The sequence below is a fragment of the Chryseobacterium sp. WX genome (genome assembly GCF_029542485.1).
In the GTDB taxonomy this organism is placed as follows: domain Bacteria; phylum Bacteroidota; class Bacteroidia; order Flavobacteriales; family Weeksellaceae; genus Chryseobacterium; species Chryseobacterium cucumeris.
The window spans coordinates 4,961,126-4,978,825 of the sequence record NZ_CP120710.1 but is presented as its reverse complement, the minus strand read 5'-3'; the positions used below and the strand labels follow the sequence as shown (position 1 = coordinate 4,978,825).

General features: G+C 36.3%; 17 protein-coding genes and 1 tRNA gene. 13 read left to right on the top strand and 5 right to left on the bottom strand.

The features are described 5' to 3' along the window. Positions 1-5 precede the first annotated feature (5 nt). Complete coding sequence (locus tag PZ898_RS22900) at positions 6-2,423, top strand: TonB-dependent receptor (RefSeq protein WP_277694320.1); 2,418 nt, start codon at positions 6-8, stop codon at positions 2,421-2,423. A 95-nt stretch (positions 2,424-2,518) separates the two neighbouring features. On the opposite strand, the gene PZ898_RS22895 is transcribed toward PZ898_RS22900, so the two are convergent. Next, positions 2,519-4,792 carry a polyribonucleotide nucleotidyltransferase gene (locus PZ898_RS22895; protein ID WP_277694319.1) on the bottom strand — a complete coding sequence of 758 codons (2,274 nt, stop codon included), beginning with the start codon at positions 4,790-4,792 and terminating at the stop codon, positions 2,519-2,521. A 438-nt stretch (positions 4,793-5,230) separates the two neighbouring features. Here PZ898_RS22895 and PZ898_RS22890 point away from each other — a divergent pair, with 438 nt between their 5' ends. Both PZ898_RS22890 and PZ898_RS22885 read left to right on the top strand, forming a co-directional pair. Beyond that, entirely contained in the window at positions 5,231-6,652 is a 1,422-nt protein-coding gene (locus PZ898_RS22890) for a sugar MFS transporter (RefSeq protein WP_062671350.1), read from the top strand. Positions 6,653-6,778: 126 nt separating this feature from the next. After that, the gene (locus PZ898_RS22885; protein ID WP_277694318.1) at positions 6,779-7,138 is read left to right on the top strand and encodes a DUF4260 domain-containing protein; all 360 of its coding nucleotides are present in this window, start codon (positions 6,779-6,781) and stop codon (positions 7,136-7,138) included. Between the two features lie 301 nt (positions 7,139-7,439). Here the strand turns inward: PZ898_RS22885 and rpsO are convergent, their stop codons facing one another. Next, positions 7,440-7,709: a 30S ribosomal protein S15 gene (gene rpsO / locus PZ898_RS22880; protein ID WP_034692246.1), complete on the bottom strand. Its 270-nt coding sequence runs from the start codon at positions 7,707-7,709 to the stop codon at positions 7,440-7,442. A 173-nt stretch (positions 7,710-7,882) separates the two neighbouring features. Here rpsO and PZ898_RS22875 point away from each other — a divergent pair, with 173 nt between their 5' ends. The 8 genes from PZ898_RS22875 to PZ898_RS22840 all read left to right on the top strand — a co-directional run bounded on the left by PZ898_RS22875 (position 7,883) and on the right by PZ898_RS22840 (position 12,547). Continuing rightward, a complete protein-coding gene (locus tag PZ898_RS22875) occupies positions 7,883-8,431 on the top strand; it encodes a hypothetical protein (RefSeq protein ID WP_062671354.1) in 549 nt (182 codons plus the stop codon). 218 nt (positions 8,432-8,649) lie between these two features. Then, positions 8,650-8,805 carry a hypothetical protein gene (locus PZ898_RS22870; protein ID WP_277694317.1) on the top strand — a complete coding sequence of 52 codons (156 nt, stop codon included), beginning with the start codon at positions 8,650-8,652 and terminating at the stop codon, positions 8,803-8,805. A gap of 161 nt (positions 8,806-8,966) precedes the next feature. Then, positions 8,967-9,107 carry a hypothetical protein gene (locus tag PZ898_RS22865; RefSeq protein ID WP_157885750.1) on the top strand — a complete coding sequence of 47 codons (141 nt, stop codon included), beginning with the start codon at positions 8,967-8,969 and terminating at the stop codon, positions 9,105-9,107. A gap of 33 nt (positions 9,108-9,140) precedes the next feature. After that, positions 9,141-9,287: a hypothetical protein gene (locus tag PZ898_RS22860; RefSeq protein WP_002980914.1), complete on the top strand. Its 147-nt coding sequence runs from the start codon at positions 9,141-9,143 to the stop codon at positions 9,285-9,287. 153 nt (positions 9,288-9,440) lie between these two features. Next, positions 9,441-9,590, top strand: coding sequence for a hypothetical protein (locus PZ898_RS22855; protein WP_156106369.1), 150 nt, complete (start codon positions 9,441-9,443; stop codon positions 9,588-9,590). 346 nt (positions 9,591-9,936) lie between these two features. Next, entirely contained in the window at positions 9,937-11,259 is a 1,323-nt protein-coding gene (mgtE, locus tag PZ898_RS22850; protein WP_047432715.1) for a magnesium transporter, read from the top strand. Positions 11,260-11,285: 26 nt separating this feature from the next. Further along, on the top strand, positions 11,286-12,026 hold the full coding sequence (locus PZ898_RS22845; protein WP_062671356.1) for a helical backbone metal receptor: 741 nt from the start codon (positions 11,286-11,288) through the stop codon (positions 12,024-12,026). A gap of 53 nt (positions 12,027-12,079) precedes the next feature. Next, complete coding sequence (locus PZ898_RS22840; RefSeq protein ID WP_277694316.1) at positions 12,080-12,547, top strand: cupin domain-containing protein; 468 nt, start codon at positions 12,080-12,082, stop codon at positions 12,545-12,547. Between the two features lie 52 nt (positions 12,548-12,599). Here the strand turns inward: PZ898_RS22840 and PZ898_RS22835 are convergent, their stop codons facing one another. Then, positions 12,600-13,049, bottom strand: a complete 450-nt coding sequence (locus PZ898_RS22835) for a GAF domain-containing protein (RefSeq protein WP_062671360.1) — start codon at positions 13,047-13,049, stop codon at positions 12,600-12,602. 12 nt (positions 13,050-13,061) lie between these two features. Then, positions 13,062-14,489, bottom strand: a complete 1,428-nt coding sequence (locus PZ898_RS22830; protein ID WP_034692241.1) for a hypothetical protein — start codon at positions 14,487-14,489, stop codon at positions 13,062-13,064. A gap of 54 nt (positions 14,490-14,543) precedes the next feature. Between PZ898_RS22830 and PZ898_RS22825 the strand changes: the two genes are divergently transcribed. Together PZ898_RS22825 and PZ898_RS22820 are read left to right on the top strand one after the other, a co-directional pair. Beyond that, entirely contained in the window at positions 14,544-15,311 is a 768-nt protein-coding gene (locus tag PZ898_RS22825) for an MBL fold metallo-hydrolase (protein WP_062671362.1), read from the top strand. A gap of 93 nt (positions 15,312-15,404) precedes the next feature. Next, positions 15,405-15,484: transfer RNA gene (locus PZ898_RS22820), tRNA-Leu, on the top strand. A 79-nt stretch (positions 15,485-15,563) separates the two neighbouring features. On the opposite strand, the gene PZ898_RS22815 is transcribed toward PZ898_RS22820, so the two are convergent. Next, positions 15,564-17,678 carry a DUF4357 domain-containing protein gene (locus PZ898_RS22815; RefSeq protein ID WP_277694315.1) on the bottom strand — a complete coding sequence of 705 codons (2,115 nt, stop codon included), beginning with the start codon at positions 17,676-17,678 and terminating at the stop codon, positions 15,564-15,566. Positions 17,679-17,700: the final 22 nt, after the last annotated feature.

Sequence of the window (17,700 nt, the reverse complement as noted above, 5' to 3'; positions counted from 1 at the left end):
ACGCTATGACCAGAATATTCTCACTTATTATTGTCTGTATGCTGATGCTGTTCAACAGCAGGATCTCTGCCCAGCAGGCAATGCAGAGTTTGACTTTGTCAGGAAACATAAAATCCGACAAAGCAGAGCAGATGGAGATCAATCTCTTTGATGCTGATCAGAAATTGATCAAAACAGAAATTGCTGATAACAACGGTAAGTTCAATTTTAATGATTTAAAAGAAGGAACTTATCAGGTAAAAATTAATAAAAACGGTACTGAGGTTTATCACTCGGAAAATATTTCATTAACCGAAAATAAGACCCTCAGTCCCATTGACCTGAATGTAAAATCGATTGAAGGAGTAACGATCACCAAAACCAAGCCTCTCATTGAAAGACAGGATGGAAAGATGATCATGAACGTTGAAAACAGTATTGCCAGCACCGGAAATTCCGCTTTTGAAGTCCTGGAAAAGGCTCCGGGAGTGAATATTGACAATAACGACAATATCAGTCTTCGCGGAAAAGGAAACCTTCTGATCCAAATCGATGGTAAAAATACTCCCATGACGGGAACTGATCTTGCCAATTATCTGAAGGGAATCCCCTCTTCCACCATTGAAAAGATAGAGTTCATCACCAATCCTTCTTCAAAATATGACGCTGCCGGATCCGCCATTATCAATATTAAACTTAAAAAGGAACAGAGAAAAGGAACTAACGGAACTATTTCAAGCTCTCTGGGATCGGGTAAATATGTGAAAAACAACAACAGTTTCAGCATCAACCACAGAAATAAAAACATCAATATTTTCGGAAATTACAGCTTTGCGTACAGGGAAGCTTACAACGGATTGGTTCTCGACAGAAATTTCTATGAAGCCAATACCTTTAAGAAAGCGTATGTGCAGGATAATTATCTGAAATTCAAATTCAACAGCCATGTGGCCAAAGCGGGAATGGATTATTATCTGAACGACAAGAATGTGCTTGGATTTTCTGTGGGTCTGGTTTCCAACAAATTCAATGTGAACGGTGATAATTCCAACGTCACACTGGGCAGCAACTACCTTCCTGAAAGCACATTCACAACAGTCAACAGATCGAATGACCGCTGGACCAATGTTTCATTCAACCTTAATCATAAATATACGATTGATTCGCTGGGTTCTGATATTTCTACCGATTTTGACTACATTAATTACGCTAACTCTTCTTTGCAGAGCTTTGATACAAGAACACATGATATTTCCAGCAATACGGATAATCTTGACATTATTAAAGGTGATATGGACGGAAAACTGAATATCTATTCTTTAAAATCTGATCTTACAAAAAATTTCAGCAACGACTGGAAGCTGGAAAGCGGAGTGAAAACCAGTTTTGTAAAGACAGACAATGATTTGAAATTTTTCAACGCCAGTTCTGGTATTCCTGTTCCGGATCTTGGGAAAACCAATCATTTTATTTATGAGGAAAACATCAATGCAGTGTATGGAAATGTGTCCAAAAAATGGGAAAAATTTAAAGCTACAGCAGGTTTAAGAGTTGAAAATACCAATGTAAAAGGAACTCAGATTACCACCCATCAAATCAATAAAAGAAATTATACCCAGCTGTTCCCAAGCGCTGTTCTGAGTTATGATCTGACGGATAAAAGCAACCTTGAAATCAATCTCAGCAGAAGAATTACAAGACCAAGCTACAACCAGCTGAATCCTTTTAAATTCTATCTTGATCCTACTACAATGAAAGCCGGGAATCCTGATCTGAACCCTCAAATCACGATGAATTATGAATTAACCTACAGTCTGAGTAATAAATACTTTGCCACTTTAAGCTACAGCAGGAATTCTGATAATATCACAGACATTCTAAAACCTGTCATAGAAAACGGGCAGATTGTAACCGTACAGACCATTGAAAACCTGAATTCTGCTTCTTATTTCGGATTAAACCTGATCGCTCCGGTAAAGGTGACCCAATGGTGGGATATGAATAACAGTGCTAATTTCTATTATGGCTCCTACACAGGAAATGTCTCCGGAACCCAGATCAATAATAAAGGGAATTTTACATTCAGCATCAACAGTATTAATTCCTTTAAACTGGGAAATGGTTTCACTGCTGAACTTACAGGAAATTACAAAGCCAGAGAAATCTATGCTTATCTGAATGTGAGCCCGAACTGGTATCTGAATATCGGAGCGCAGAAAAAGTTTAAAAACAACAGTGTTCTGAAGCTTTCCTTCACAGATGTCTTCTTTACCAGCAATATCAAAGGGCAAACGGTGTATAATGATTATTTAGAAAACTTCGCTGTAAAAAGAGATACCCGTGTGGCAACCCTCTCCTATACTTACAATTTTGGTTCTTCCAAAAACGGACAACCCAGAAAAACAGGCGGTGCTGAGGACCTGAAGCAGAGAGTGGGAACGTAATAATGAGATTGCTTCAAAGTTCTGCATTTCGCAATGACGCAAAAAGCAAAAATCCCTCAAATTGAGGGATTTTTTATGTTTAAGAATGAATCTTATTAAGCTTCGTTAGAAGGAGTTTGGTTTTCCACGGGTTTTTCGCTTTGTGGCTTTTCACCTTGTGGTTTCTGTCCTTCCGGTCTTCTTTGTCCTTCCGGTCTTCCTTGTCCTTCTGGTCTTCTCTGCCCTTCAGGCCTACCTTGTCCTTCCGGTCTTGGAGGTCTTGGTAAAAGAACTTTACGGGAAAGTTTCATTTTCTTACGGTCATCATAACCCATGAACTTCACTTCTACCTCATCACCTTCTGCATAAGGAACTTTGTCCAGACGAGCCCACTCAATTTCAGAAATGTGAAGAAGTCCTTCTGTTCCTTTAGCGATCGCTACGAATGCACCAAAGTCCATTACTTTCACTACTTTACCTTTGTAAACTTCGCCTACAACCGGTACGAAAGTAATTTCATTGATCTTAGCAATAGCTGCATTGATTTTTTCTCTGTCTGTTCCTGCAATTTCGATACGTCCGATTTCTCCCATCTCTTCGATAGCAATAACCGTATCTGTATCTTTCTGTAACTGTTGAATAATTTTTCCACCAGGCCCGATTACAGCTCCAATGAAATCTTTTGGAATCTCCATAACCACCATTTTCGGAGCGTGAGGCTTCACATCTGCTCTTGGCTGGGAAATCGTTTCCGTGATTTTATTAAGGATGTGTAATCTTCCGTCTTTAGCCTGCATCAAAGCTTTCTCCATGATATCCATAGAAAGTCCCTGGATTTTGATATCCATCTGACAAGCTGTGATACCGTCTGCAGTACCTGTTACTTTGAAGTCCATATCTCCAAGGTGATCTTCATCTCCTAAGATATCAGAAAGTACGGTAAATTTACCTGATTTTGTATCAGTGATCAGACCCATTGCAATCCCTGAAACAGGTTTTGTAATCTGAACCCCTGCATCCATCAATGCTAATGTACCTGCACAAACTGTTGCCATTGAAGAAGAACCATTAGATTCTAAGATATCGGAAACAATTCTGATTGTATATGGATTTTCTTGCGGAATTACTGCTGTTAATGCTCTTTGAGCTAAGTTTCCGTGTCCTACTTCTCTTCTTGAAGTACCTCTTAAAGGTCTTGCTTCACCTGTAGAGAATGGAGGGAAGTTATAGTGTAAGAAGAATCTTTCGTCGTGCTGCGTGATTACGCTGTCGATCATGTTCGCATCTTTTACAGAACCCAGAGTTACCGCAGTCAGAGACTGAGTTTCTCCTCTTGTAAAGATCGCAGAACCGTGAGCTCCCGGAAGGTAATCAATTTCTGACCAGATTGGACGGATCGTCTGAGGATCACGACCATCAAGACGGATATTGTCTTCAAGGATCATCTGACGCATTGCTTCTTTCTCTACGTCATGGTAATATACTTTAACGAATGGAGTTACTCTTGCCAATTCCTCTTCGTTTTCAGCATATTGTGCTAAAAACTCTTCAAGAACCGCTTTGAATTTTTCTCCTCTTTCTTCTTTATTTGATGGAGTTTTTGCTACTTCATATACTTTATCATAGCACTCTTTCCATACTTTTTCACGAATTTCTTCATCGTGATCTTCGTGGCTGTATTCTCTTTTAGGGAAAGATTTTCCTACCTTTTCAGCTAATCTCTCCTGAGCTTCAATCTGTTTTTTGATCTCAGCGTGAGCGAAGTTGATGGCTTCAAGCATTTCCTGCTCAGAGATCTCCTTCATTTCTCCTTCTACCATTACGATGGAGTCTTTAGTAGCTCCCACCATAATGTCGATATCTGATTTTAATAAGTTTTCATAACTTGGGTTAACAGCCAATTGCCCGTCAATTCTTACTACTCTTGCTTCAGACATTGGTCCGTTGAAAGGGATATCTGTAATTGCAATAGCTGCAGAAGCTGCCAAACCTGCCAATGCTTCAGGCATTACTTCTTTATCGTAAGAAATTAATGAAATCATCACCTGTACTTCCGCATGGAAATCTTCAGGGAAAAGAGGACGTAATACTCTGTCCACCAATCTCATTGTAAGCACTTCATCATCAGATGGTTTTGCTTCTCTACGGAAGAAATTCCCAGGAATTCTTCCACCTGCATAAAATTTTTCTCTGTAATCTACCGTTAATGGTAAAAAGTCTACACCAGGATTGGCTTCTTTGTTGGCTACAACTGTTGCTAAAAGCATAGTTCCGCCACATTTCACCACTACAGATCCGTCAGCCTGCTTAGCCAGCTTTCCCGTTTCGATAGTGATTTCCCTGCCGTCTGCAAGGATAATCGTTTCTGTAAACGCTTGAGGTATACTCATAAATTTGCTTCTTTATACTCCGTATTGAGTATGATTAATATTTAAACTCTTTAAATTTTCGTTTGCAAAGGTACTATATAATAATGATATATTAAATTTTTCGATTGCTTTAATAGGCGTTTAAAATACAAAAAATTGGCTATCAATTGATGAAAGTATGAAAATTTACATCACTAATCTGAACTTATATACCATTTATGAAAATAAAAAAGTGTTTTTTTGAGGATAATGTATTGAAAAATCCGGTCGTTTTTGTATTATTGTCTCAAAAAATGAAAATAATACAATCCTCTGAAAAAAGTGTCTGTTTCATTCTAAAAATTAGTAAAAATATTGCAAACCAATAGGCTGATCCCTATATTTGCCCTACTTCACCAATTACAATGCTGTAGGCTAAAAAAGTTAAGGAACTATCCTTATCCAGATAAATAAATGTTTATGATTAATAAAGAAGTACAATCTCAAAGCAGGAATTATACGGTTCCGTTGATTACCATCACCCTGCTGTTTTTTATGTGGGGATTCATCACCTGTATGAATGATATCCTGATCCCGTATCTGAAACAACTTTTCAATCTTACCTTTTTCGAATCCATGCTGGTACAGTTCTGTTTTTTCGGGGCTTACTTTATCGGATCGCTGATTTATTTTATGATTTCCATTACGAAAGGAGATCCTATCAATAAATTAGGCTATAAGAAAGGAATCCTGTTCGGAATTTTTCTGGCCGCATTCGGCTGCGTTCTGTTTTATCCGGCAGCTACGTTCTCTTATTATCCGCTGTTTCTGGGAGCTTTGTTTATTTTAGGACTTGGCTTTACAGTACTGCAGATTACAGCCAACGCTTATGTTTCATTGCTGGGAAGTGAAGAATCTGCATCTAGCCGACTGAACATGACTCAGGCATTCAATGCATTCGGAACTACCATTGCACCGGTACTTGGAGGTCACCTGATTTTTGAATTTTTCTCATCTCCGGACGGATCATTCAGTGCGGTAGCGACGAGAATTCCTTACCTTATTTTTGCAGGTATCCTTTTACTGGTTGCTTTATTGATTTCCAGAGTGAAGCTTCCTTCCTTCCAGATGGGTGAAGAAGAAATCGTAAAAGGCTGGGGAGCCCTTGAATTCAGCCACCTGAAATTTGGAGTATTTGCCATGTTCTGTTACGTAGGCGGAGAAGTCGCCGTAGGAAGTTTCATCATTAGTTTCCTTGAGCAGCCACAGATTATGGGTTTTAATGAGATCATCAGTAAAAATTATCTTTCCTTATATTGGGGAGGAGCGATGATTGGCCGTTTTTTGGGAGCCATTTCTTTAAATCAATCCATAAGCCAAAGCAAAAAGGCTCTGTATATGCTGGGAGCAGCAGCAGCAGTTTTCCTTGTGATTTTCAGCATTGTCAATCTTACTTTCAGTCAGATCAGCTTTTTCATTGTGTTTATCATCCTTAATTTCATTGCTTTTTTCGTGGGTAAAGCAGCTCCGGCAAGAACATTATCCATTTTTGCAGCAATCAATGTTGCCTTGTTGATTTCTGCAATGGTAAATCATGGTGAGCTGGCGATGTACAGTATTTTAGGAATCGGAATTTTCAATTCTATTATGTTCTCAAATATTTACACACTGGCTATTTCAGGACTGGGTAAATATACCAGCCAGGGATCTTCATTAGTGGTAATGGCTATTCTGGGAGGAGCTATTGTTCCTATTTTCCAGGGATATCTTGCCGATCAGTTTGGAGTACAGCATTCATTTATTATTCCTGTATTCTGTTATCTGGTAATTCTGATATTCGGAGCGTACTGTACCAAATATCTGGGTCATGTAGAAAGTACCGAAACAAAGTCCGGGCATTAAAATCAAATTCAAATCAAAATGTATAAGGCGGAATATCTCAAAGGTATTCCGTTTTCTTTATTCAGATTTTAAAATGTAACTTTTCATGAGAAAAAAGAACTTATCGTATAAACTAACACAATCATTATGAAAATACAGTTAAAGCTTGAATATGCCGCATTTCTACTCTTAGGTATATATGCTTTTGCACAAACGGAATATTCGTGGTGGTGGTTTGCCGGACTTTTCCTCGCATCGGATATTTCTATGCTGGGATATACGGTTAATAATAAAGCAGGCGCTTTATTCTACAATCTCTTCCATCATTTAGGAGTAGCCATTATCGTTTATTTTGCCGGAACAGCCTTGTCTCTGCCCTATTTACAAATGATCGGAGCTGTTATGTTTTCTCACTCTGCGTTTGACAGAATTCTGGGGTACGGCTTAAAGTATCCGGATAGCTTTCAGAATACACATTTGGGGAAGATTGGAAAGAAGGCTGAGTAGTGAGGTTGTAAACCACCCCGTCAAAAATTCTTTGAATTTTCGCCACCCCTCCGAGGGAGGGGAATTATAACGTCTTTAGTTGTGACGTTGGTCAGGATTGGAGTTTTTGTTGAGGCTTTTTTTGTTGTTTTAATACGGCTGGATTCCTACGGAATGACACAATTGGCGCATTGGTCTATCCATACAGTTTGTCACTCCGTAAGAAACTTTTTGTGGCATTTGTGGTAAAAAATCCCCTGTTGCGTAAAACAAAAAAGCAACCTCTTTCGAAGTTGCTTTTTATTTTGAAAATCTTTATAGATTATTTTCTTAAACCTAATTCAGCAATAATTGCTCTATATCTTGCGATATCTTTGTTTTTAAGGTAATCTAATAAACTTTTTCTCTTACCTACCAATTTTACTAGAGATCTCTCTGTGTTGAAATCGTGACGGTTAGCCTTTAGGTGCTGAGATAAGTGATTGATTCTGAAAGTGAAAAGAGCGATTTGTCCTTCAGCACTTCCTGTGTCTTGTGCAGATTTCCCGTGTTTTGCGAAAATTTCCTGCTTTTTGTCTGTTGTTAAGTACATTCCAATATTGTTTAATGATTATTATGTAACGGGTGCAAAATTACGACTATTTTTTGATTCTGCAAACATTATTGATTTCATATATCAAATTTGATAGAAAAAAATGTTAAAAATTTCTTAATAATTTGTATGCAATACAACGAAAAGGCAGTAATTTTGCATACGAATTACAAATGAAAAAAATTATATTCTTTACAGCGGTTACTACTTTTTTATTCATCGGATTTACTTCGGTAAAAGCCCAGAAGAATGCTGATGATAAAATAAAAAAAGTTCTTTACTTCAATCCTGAGGTAGAGCCTGATATCGACGAAATAAAAGACCCCACCAACAACGCTTTCTTTGATGCTGTTACCGATAATTTCAGTAACAGAAGAAATAAAATGCTCCGGGCGGAGGTTCAGGTTCCCTTCGACAGTATAGACAAACAGACTATTGCAGATTACTGTCTGAACAATGATGCAGATTTTGCCATTGTTTCCAAAGTGAGATATTTCAAAGTGGGATTTGGAAAGTATGTTTTCTCCAATCAGGTGGTTGTGAGTATGAAACTCTTTGGTGCTGACGGAACTCTTGTCACAGAAACCGATCATGATACTTATCGTAAAAATATGCGTCTGCTGGGTTCTACAGTCAACTCTGTTAAAATAGGAACCGAAGGAGCGATAAAAGGAATCATTAAGAAGTTGAGAAAACTGAAACCTACAGAAGCAGAGCTTTAAGATTTGAGGTTTAAGGTTGGAATTGACAGTCATTTATCGTCAATGGTCAATTTTGCTTTGTAAGTCAATGGTGAATTTTTTTCATGCAGGTCAATCCACATATCAGACTGATTCATAATCATAATTCTTTTATAGACACTATTCTGTAGTGTATCTATATCCTTATCAATAAGTTGAAAGCTTTCATTAGTTTAGTTTTATCTTAAATCTAAATTATTATGAAAAATTCAAATCTAAAAAAACTAAGCAGAGAAAGCCAGAAAGAAATCCTGGGGAGTATCATACGTCTTCAGAAATGTCAATATCATTTCGAATGTCCTGGCGGTTCATGCTGCCACAGACTATGTGTTGCGTATGCATTCCCAGAATTATAAATATTTCATGTTAAATAAAGTACTTGTTCATCCTTACGAACAGGTGCTTTTTATTAAAAAAAACCACCATAAACAACTGATACACAATTAAATATTTTCACCAAATAATGATTTATTAAATATTTTTCACTAATTTAGACCAACATTAAAACCAAAATCTCATGAAAAATCTAAAGAAACTCAGCAGAGAAAAAGCAAAACAAATTAATGGAGGAACTATGGAAAGATGCAGCGAAACTAATCCATGTACCGTTGGATGGTGTTGCTTTGGAATCTGCTCTCCTTTCATCTGCCTTGAATAAAAGATAAAACTAAACCATATAAAATCAAAATTTATGAAAAATCTAAAAAAACTCAGCAGACAAGTACAAAAGGAAATTAAAGGCAGCGGACCTTTCAAAAGATGTACAGAACATTACGAATGTCCGGGAGGATCGTGTTGTCACAACACCTGTGTTGTTAATCCATGTCCCCTGGAATAATATATGATCATTACAGACACCTGCCTTAGTAGGTGTTTTTTTATTTAAAACATAAATAAAACACTGATTACTAGTAAAATATTTTCACTTCAAAATGAATAATATAGAAATATTTACTATTTTAGTCTGACATTAAATCTAAACTATAACGCTATGAAAAATCTAAAAAAACTCAGTAGAGAAGCTGCCAAGCAAATTAACGGCGGTATCGGACCGTTCAGATGCAGCATCACAAGACCTTGCTCTGTTGGATATTGCTGTAATGGAGAATGCCTTGACCATGACTGCATGATAGAGCCTTAATTTAAATACAATCATATAGTATGAAGAATTTAAATCTTAAGAAGCTCAACAGGCTTGAACAAAAAAACATTAAAGGAAGCGGGATAAAAAAGTGCGGTGACAATTCAGATTGTGGCCCTTACCAATGCTGTACAAACGCTGTTTGTACATACATTCCCACTTCAGAATGCGAACCAATATAAAGAATATTGGAATTTAAAATTTAATTTTTGCACATCCGCTTCGGCGGGTGTTTTTTTTTCCCTTATACTGAAACAATAAACTTTAATTAATCCTTAATTTTGCCAGTTTATTACTCAGTCTTAAAAATTTGAATTATTTTTGCATATCCAAAAAATTTCACGTTTTGAATTCTAGAGACGAACTTATCTTCAACCCTGCCGATATTGCCGAAACTCTCAGCGAACTTCCTGCTGATGAGAGGCTGCTCGCGTTCCTGAAGGTTCCGAAAGAATACAAAGCAGAAGTTTTTTCACATCTTGACCCTGATTTTCAGGAAGAAACCATCAGAAGTATCGGAAGCGATGAAGTTTCCGAAATTCTGAATGCCATGACTCCGGATGACAGAACTGCTCTTTTCGAGGATTTCCCGGATGAACTGATCAAGTATTCCATCAACCATCTTAACCCCCAGGAAAGAAGGATTGCTTTAAAGCTTCTTGGATACAACTCGGATTCGATTGCCCGTCTGATGACACCTTACTATATCCAGATCCGTAAGGAATGGACGGTAAAAAGATGTCTTCAGCAGATCAAAAAAGTAGGAAAAAGAGTGGAAACCATGAACTACCTGTACGTGGTAGACGAAAGAAACCGTCTGATTGATGACCTTGCCATCGGAACTTTACTCCTGGAAGAGGAAGATACTTTGGTTTCCGACATCACAGACAATCATTTTGTAGCGATTACTACAACGACTTCCAAAGAAGATGCGGTAACCTATTTCGAAAAGTATGACCGTGGTGCTCTTCCTATTATTACGGAAGCCGGTGTTCTGGTAGGAATTGTTACTATTGATGACATTCTCGATCAGATTGAGCAGCAGAACACGGAGGACATCCAGAAGTTCGGGGGATTGGAGGCATTGGATCTTCCTTACATCCAGACTTCATGGACAGAAATGATCAAAAAAAGAGCTACCTGGCTGATCATTTTATTTGTTTCGGAAATGCTGACGGCTTCTGCTATGGGATATTTTGATAAAGAAATTGAAAAAGCAGTTGTTCTTGCTCTATTTGTTCCATTGATTATTTCCAGTGGAGGAAATTCCGGATCACAGGCTGCAACGTTGATTATCAGAGCAATGGCGCTGCAGGAAATCAGTCTGAAAGATTGGTGGTACGTCATGAAAAAAGAAATTATCTCCGGATTATGTCTCGGAGCAATTTTAGGGGTTATCGGATTTATCAGAATTATGCTTTGGCAGCAAATTGGCTTGTTTGATTACGGCCAGTATTGGGTATACGTAGGATTGAGTGTTTCTGTTTCCCTGATTGCTATTGTATTATGGGGAACATTATCAGGTTCTATGATTCCGTTTGTTTTAAAGAAATTAAATCTTGACCCTGCTACTTCTTCTGCACCGTTTGTAGCAACATTAGTAGATGTAACGGGACTTATTATCTATTTTACCGTAGCCGGACTTTTCTTAACCGGAAAACTTTTGTAATTTTAGGCATCATCTAACATGCCAATATGAAAATCGTTTCACTTGTACCTTCTATTACTGAGGCTTTATTCGACCTTGGACTGACCGAAAATGAAGTGGTAGGAAGAACAAAATTCTGTATCCATCCTCAGGATAAAATAAAAAATGTACCCATAATCGGCGGAACTAAGAATATTAATATTGAAAAAATTAAAGCATTACAGCCGGATCTTATTCTTGCCAATAAGGAAGAGAATGTAAAAGATCAGGTGGAAGCTCTGATGGATGATCACAAGGTAATGGTCACCAATATTGATACCATTGAGGATAATTATTACCTGCTTAAAAACCTCGGAAAACTTTTTGGAAAGGAAGACAGAGCGCAGCTTTTCAATCTTAAAATTTATGATGTTCTGAATCAGGCACAACTGGAATCTCCTGTAAAAGCAGCTTATCTTATCTGGAAAAATCCTTATATGACCATTGGATCAGATACTTTCATCCACAGGATTTTATCTGAAATTGGTTTTGAAAATATTTTTAAAGACAAAACCCGTTATCCACAAATTACCACTGAAGATCTGGTAGAGGCAGACGTCATTATGCTTTCATCCGAACCTTTTCCGTTTAAAGAAAAACATATTGAAGAACTGCAGGTCTTCTATCCGGATAAAAAGATTATGATTGTAGATGGTGAAGCCTTTTCCTGGTATGGAACCCATATTGCCAAATGTGAGAATTATTTTAAAGAACTTCTCACAGAAATTCATTCAATGCAGCAAGGTTAGTTTTTCACCTCATCTTTACACTTTAAATATTAAACTTTAAATATTCAATTCACATGTCTGGTACAGTTATACTATCTGAAGGAACAGAATTCAATCATGTTATGCAGGAGGTTTTAAAATACATCAATCTTTATGTAATGGCATTTGGAAAGGAAGAAAGAACCATCACCCGTTTAGAAAAACGTGAAAATATGTATGGAGGAAAGGGAACGGTTTATATGATACAGATGTTTGATCAGGAAGAACTGGCCAATAACCGCCTGGCGGCCTACATGGTTTTACTGAATAAAGGAGATGAATCTGGATTCCACACGCACAATCTAAGAAATGAACAGGAATTGTACGTTGTAGTGCATGGAACCGGAGAATATCGTGAAAGAACAGGAACAGAAGGAGCAATACGCAGGAAAGTGCTGCAGAAAGGCGATATTACAGCGATCAGTTCTGTAGGATATCATTCTATTGAAAATATGAGAGATGAACCTTTAATTATGTTTGTGATTACCACCAACAATCCATAAAAAACTCCGGCTATTACAGCCGGAGTTTTTATATTTTTATAGTAAGTTTTGATTATAAAATCTTAGAAACTTCATTACAAAGCCATTCTAATAATTCACGGTCTTCCTGCGTGAAAGGATCAATGGTGTGAGAATCAATATCGATCTGACCGATATTTTTTCCATCCTTAAAAATCGGAACTACAATTTCTGCTTTTGTATCAATTGAACAGCTTAAATAATTGCTTTCTTCGTGTACATCAGGAACTACAAATGTTTCATTGGAAACAGCAACCTGGCCACAAATTCCTTTACCGTAAGGAATAATAGTATGATCTGTTGGCGCTCCTACATAAGGACCTAAAATCAATTCATCCTTATCTCCGTTTTTGAAATAGAAACCTGTCCAGTTGAAGTAAGGAATCTCCTGATCCAACAGGTGGCAGACTTTTTCAAGTTTTTCTTCTGTATTATGTTTGGGACTTTCAAGAATTGAGGAAAGTCTTTTCTTTAATTCTGACATTGTATTTATATTTTAAGAGAATTGTTTTAGGGAAAGCTCTTCTTTATATCCGAACATTCCACGCTCTTTAATCATTTCTGCTACGCCTTCCGGAACCTGAGTTTCCCAGCCTTTCACACAACATGCAATTTTTCTTAATATCTCTCTGGAATAAATTTCCAAAAACTCAGGATTATAATTGGTAATATCTACGATACGGTTGTTGTGTTTGAAGTATTTGTATAATTCTTTCAGATTTTCTTCTACCTTCAGGTTGGAAGAATCCAACAGCTGATGAGTTTCCGGATCTTTGTAAGGATACAGATACACTCTCATTCCGTTTCTGAAAAACTTACCGAATGCTTCAAGAATTCCTCCTGAGAGATTTTTATAATATTTCTCATCGAATACCATCAGCATATTATTTACTCCCATGGCTACTCCGATGTCTCCACTTGTGTAAGATGCGAAGTAATCAATCAGTCTGTAATATTCAGAGAAGTTTGAAATAATAACGGTGTACCCCAGTTTTCCAAGAATGTCTACTCTATCCAGGAAATCCCTTTCATCAATATCTCCGTCTGCTCTCAGATTGGAAATGGTGATTTCAATAAGGACCTCCGTTTCTTCGTGGGTACAGGTAGCATCTTTGAAGAACATATCCATACCATTTTTAAGCATGTCAATGTTCACTTTCGTTACTGGTCTGAAACTTCCTCTTACCGCGAAAATATTTTTCTTGTACAAAACATCTGCAGGAAGCATATTGTTTCCTTGAGAATTGAAAATTACCGCATCCGTCATTCCATTCTTTACCAATTGAAGAGACATCAGTCTGTTATCAACATAGGCAAAAGCAGGTCCGCTGAAGTCGATCATATCAATTTCCAGATTATCTTTTGCAATATCATCATAAAGAGATTCTACTAAAGTTCTTGGATTGTCAAAATAATGAAAGGCTCCGAAAATAAGATTTACTCCTAGGTTTCCTAAGGTTTCCTGCTGAAGTGTAGCATCATTTTCTTTGAATTTTACGTGGATAACGATCTCATTATAATCTTCATTTTCTTTGGTCTGAAAACGGATTCCTACCCAGCCGTGGCCTTTTACCGTTTTATCAAAATTGATGGTCGTTACCGTATTGGCGTAAGAAAAGAATTTCCTGTCAGGATTATTATCTCTTGAAATTCTCTCTTCAATCAAAGCGACTTCATATCGAAGCATTTTGCGAAGCCTGTTTTGGGTTACGTACCTGTTTTTTACTTCTTTTCCGTAGATGGCATCACTAAAATCTTTGTCATAAGCAGACATTGCCTTAGCAATCGTACCGGAAGCTCCCCCTGCTCTAAAAAAGTGGCGAACAGTCTCCTGCCCGGCTCCAATTTCTGCGAAAGTACCATAAATAGTAGGATCTAGATTAATTGTTAATGCTTTTTGTTTAGGAGTTAGTTTCTGATACATTAGGACGTGAAATTTTTTGTAAATTTACCAAAATTAAACCAACCTCAAAACAAAATGAAGTTGAAATTTTTAGGAACCGGTACTTCTCAAGGTGTACCCGTTATAGGCTGTACATGTGAAGTGTGTACTTCAGAAAATCCCAAAGACAAACGTTTGCGTTCTTCCGTAATGATTACTACGGAAGAAAATAAAAAAATACTGATCGACTGCGGCCCGGATTTCAGGCAGCAAATGCTTACCAACCATGAACATACCGTAGACATTGCACTAATTACCCATGAACATAATGACCACGTGATCGGTCTGGATGATATGCGGCCCCTGATTTTTAAAAGTGGAAAAGATGTACCGCTCTACTGCTATTCAAGAGTGGCTCATGAGATAAAAAACAGATTTCCTTACGCTTTTGCTGACGTAAGGTATCCCGGTGCACCCGCTTTTGAGCTACACGAAATAGAAAATAAGCCTTTTGAGGTATTGGACACAGAAATCACTCCTGTGGAGGTGATTCACTATAAAATTACTGTTTTCGGATATAAGTTTAAAAAGCTGGCTTACATTACGGATGCCGGGTTTATTTCTGAAACGGAGAAGGAAAAACTGAAGGATCTTGACATTCTGATCTTAAACTGCATCAGAAAATTTGATCCCCATCCTGCCCATTTTATCCTTCCGGATGTTATTAAATTATTTGAAGAGCTAAAACCTAAAAAATTATTTTTAACCCACATCAGCCATCATCTGGGGCTGCATGACATTGAAGATAAGGAGCTTCCGGCCGGAATACACCTTGCCTACGATGGTTTGGAATTTAATTTTTAAAAAAAAAATGTTCAAAAGCTTTTGAACATTGAAAAAAGTTCCTATATTTGCACACCAATTTGAAACAAACATCACGTTTGAAATCAACATCAAGCCCAGGTGGCGGAATTGGTAGACGCGCTGGTCTCAAACACCAGTTCTTAGGAGTACCGGTTCGATCCCGGTCCTGGGTACAAAAAACCTCTGAAATCATTTGATTTTCAGAGGTTTTTGCTTTTTAGGGTGGTCAAAAAGGTGGCTAATTATTTATTACTATTTCTTTCTTTCAGTCTGTAAAGATTTACTCGTTTCTTTTACATGCCAATAATCCCAACCATTTAGATTACTGCCCATAACAAAATTAATTGCTCCAGATGGTGTATTAAATTCAACGTCTTCTTTTAATATCCAATTGCCATCTGTTTTTTTATCAATATATTTTCTTATCAATTTGTTTCTAACTTCTTTTCCTGTAAAAGTCGGTGTAACTTTTTGTACAATTTTGCTTCCTGTTTTTACAACTAAAGTATTTGGCGGATAAAATTCACCTATAGCTTCAACTCCTTTTGCATTTGTGTAGACTTCAATAAAATCTTTCTTTAGAGTAGGTTTAACTAATTGATTTTCTTTTGAATTTGGAACTTCAACAATGGACGCGGTTTCAATTTTTTCAAGAACCTTGTCTGTTGTTACTTTTAAACCAGTATTTTTATGTTCATTAAAGTGATTTTTTATTTTATCGAAAATAATTTTGAAATTATTAAAATCTTCCTTATCAAAACCACTGCTTAAACCCGCTAATCTTCCTTTAGCCTTAGTTTGAATATTTGTTGAAATTTTATCAATTGATTTATATTCAAAACTAAAATTTTGCAACACCTGTTTATAGGCATTTTCATATAATTTAGGTTCAAACATATTTTCAACTGTAAAACTTCCATCATGACTTGGGTTTACTTGCTTTTTAGGATAAAGAAACACATTAAAATTTGGCATATTTTTAAAACTTGTACTCAAATTTTTACAAACTTCAATACCTTTTTCATCATTATCTAAAATACAAATATGTAAACGGTCATTTTTAAGCTCAGAACTATATATACCTTTAACAAAATGTTCGATATTATCAGCTCCCCCCATATTAAATATAGCAAAATCTATGTCATATTCATCATTTAACTTTTCATATGCATTTGTAATATGGGTTTTATCTTCCATACCTTCAACCAATATAATAATTTGTTTGGTGGTAGATATATAAGCATTTTGCTGAAATTTATTCCAAAACTCGCCCGAAACATTTTCAAGTATTTCTTGTTTCACCTGTGGTACCAATTTACCTTGGTTCAACATATACAAGGCGTCTTCTTCTAAGGTATCTGTTAATGTAGGTGAATGTGTGGTTAATACAACTTGACGATTATTGATATATCTTTCAAATACTTTTTTAATCTGTATTTTATTATTCAAATGAATATGCGCATCTGGCTCATCCAAAATAAATAAACTATCCTCAGCACCTGCAAATTCTAAGGCTGATTTTATCAAAAGCATTTTTTTTTCGCCTTCACTAAAATGTTCTATTTCCAAATGATCGTCATTATATTTAATAACAATATCTTCCACCATTTTCTGTTTATCCGGCGTGAAGGCAATATATAGGTATTTATAAGCATCTGCTATGGTATAGCCTTGTGCATCGAGAATGTCGTTTAGTTCTTCTAATGTATATTCCTCTTTACTATCTAATACTTGAATAAATTGTTTTACGTTACTATTAGTATAATTTGTATAATTACCCTTATTAAAAGTAAATTTTACGGTATGTACTTTTTGAATATTCAAAACATCTGTACAGAAATTATCCGCTTCGTCATAACGTTTTTGTAATAGCAAGCATAACAAAGATATATGCCAATAAAATTTATTAATATACAGCATTTTCGGAAAGTCATTATATGAACCGATACCTGTAGCTTTACCGCTTGTAATATTAGCTATATAGTCATCATATATCGGTTTGTACCAATTTTTCCACAATCTATTTTCTTCTCCACTATATATGGCTACAATTTGTTTTGGTAATTTACTATATACATCTGAAGCTACTACATCATTTACGTAATATTTCATCGTGGTTTTTTGCTTTGTGATAGTAATTTTATCAGTAGAACCACTATTTAAGTATGAAATAGAAAAACTAAACGGTATCTCTTTATCTTTTCTTGTATATAAATTTTTGAAAATAATGGAAAGTGACTCTAGCAAATTGCTTTTACCACTTCCATTATTTCCTATAAATGCCATAATACCCGATTTATTTTCTTTTAAATCAATATTTAGATTTTTATATTCTTTATCTTTTATCTCAAGATGAGTAATTTTCATATTTTATATTAGTTTTTTTATT

Excerpts from the sequence above, each read along its gene's own strand:
- PZ898_RS22815 (WP_277694315.1), bottom strand. The coding sequence starts at position 17,678 with ATGAAAATTACTCATCTTGAGATAAAAGATAAAGAATATAAAAATCTA.
- PZ898_RS22890 (WP_062671350.1), top strand. The coding sequence starts at position 5,231 with ATGATTAATAAAGAAGTACAATCTCAAAGCAGGAATTATACGGTTCCG.
- PZ898_RS22825 (WP_062671362.1), top strand. The coding sequence starts at position 14,544 with ATGAAGTTGAAATTTTTAGGAACCGGTACTTCTCAAGGTGTACCCGTT.
- PZ898_RS22855 (WP_156106369.1), top strand. The coding sequence starts at position 9,441 with ATGAAAAATCTAAAAAAACTCAGTAGAGAAGCTGCCAAGCAAATTAAC.
- rpsO (WP_034692246.1), bottom strand. The coding sequence starts at position 7,709 with ATGTACTTAACAACAGACAAAAAGCAGGAAATTTTCGCAAAACACGGG.
- PZ898_RS22860 (WP_002980914.1), top strand. The coding sequence starts at position 9,141 with ATGAAAAATCTAAAAAAACTCAGCAGACAAGTACAAAAGGAAATTAAA.
- PZ898_RS22895 (WP_277694319.1), bottom strand. The coding sequence starts at position 4,792 with ATGAGTATACCTCAAGCGTTTACAGAAACGATTATCCTTGCAGACGGC.
- PZ898_RS22865 (WP_157885750.1), top strand. The coding sequence starts at position 8,967 with ATGAAAAATCTAAAGAAACTCAGCAGAGAAAAAGCAAAACAAATTAAT.
- PZ898_RS22845 (WP_062671356.1), top strand. The coding sequence starts at position 11,286 with ATGAAAATCGTTTCACTTGTACCTTCTATTACTGAGGCTTTATTCGAC.
- PZ898_RS22900 (WP_277694320.1), top strand. The coding sequence starts at position 6 with ATGACCAGAATATTCTCACTTATTATTGTCTGTATGCTGATGCTGTTC.
- PZ898_RS22840 (WP_277694316.1), top strand. The coding sequence starts at position 12,080 with ATGTCTGGTACAGTTATACTATCTGAAGGAACAGAATTCAATCATGTT.
- PZ898_RS22835 (WP_062671360.1), bottom strand. The coding sequence starts at position 13,049 with ATGTCAGAATTAAAGAAAAGACTTTCCTCAATTCTTGAAAGTCCCAAA.
- PZ898_RS22870 (WP_277694317.1), top strand. The coding sequence starts at position 8,650 with ATGAAAAATTCAAATCTAAAAAAACTAAGCAGAGAAAGCCAGAAAGAA.
- PZ898_RS22875 (WP_062671354.1), top strand. The coding sequence starts at position 7,883 with ATGAAAAAAATTATATTCTTTACAGCGGTTACTACTTTTTTATTCATC.
- PZ898_RS22830 (WP_034692241.1), bottom strand. The coding sequence starts at position 14,489 with ATGTATCAGAAACTAACTCCTAAACAAAAAGCATTAACAATTAATCTA.
- PZ898_RS22885 (WP_277694318.1), top strand. The coding sequence starts at position 6,779 with ATGAAAATACAGTTAAAGCTTGAATATGCCGCATTTCTACTCTTAGGT.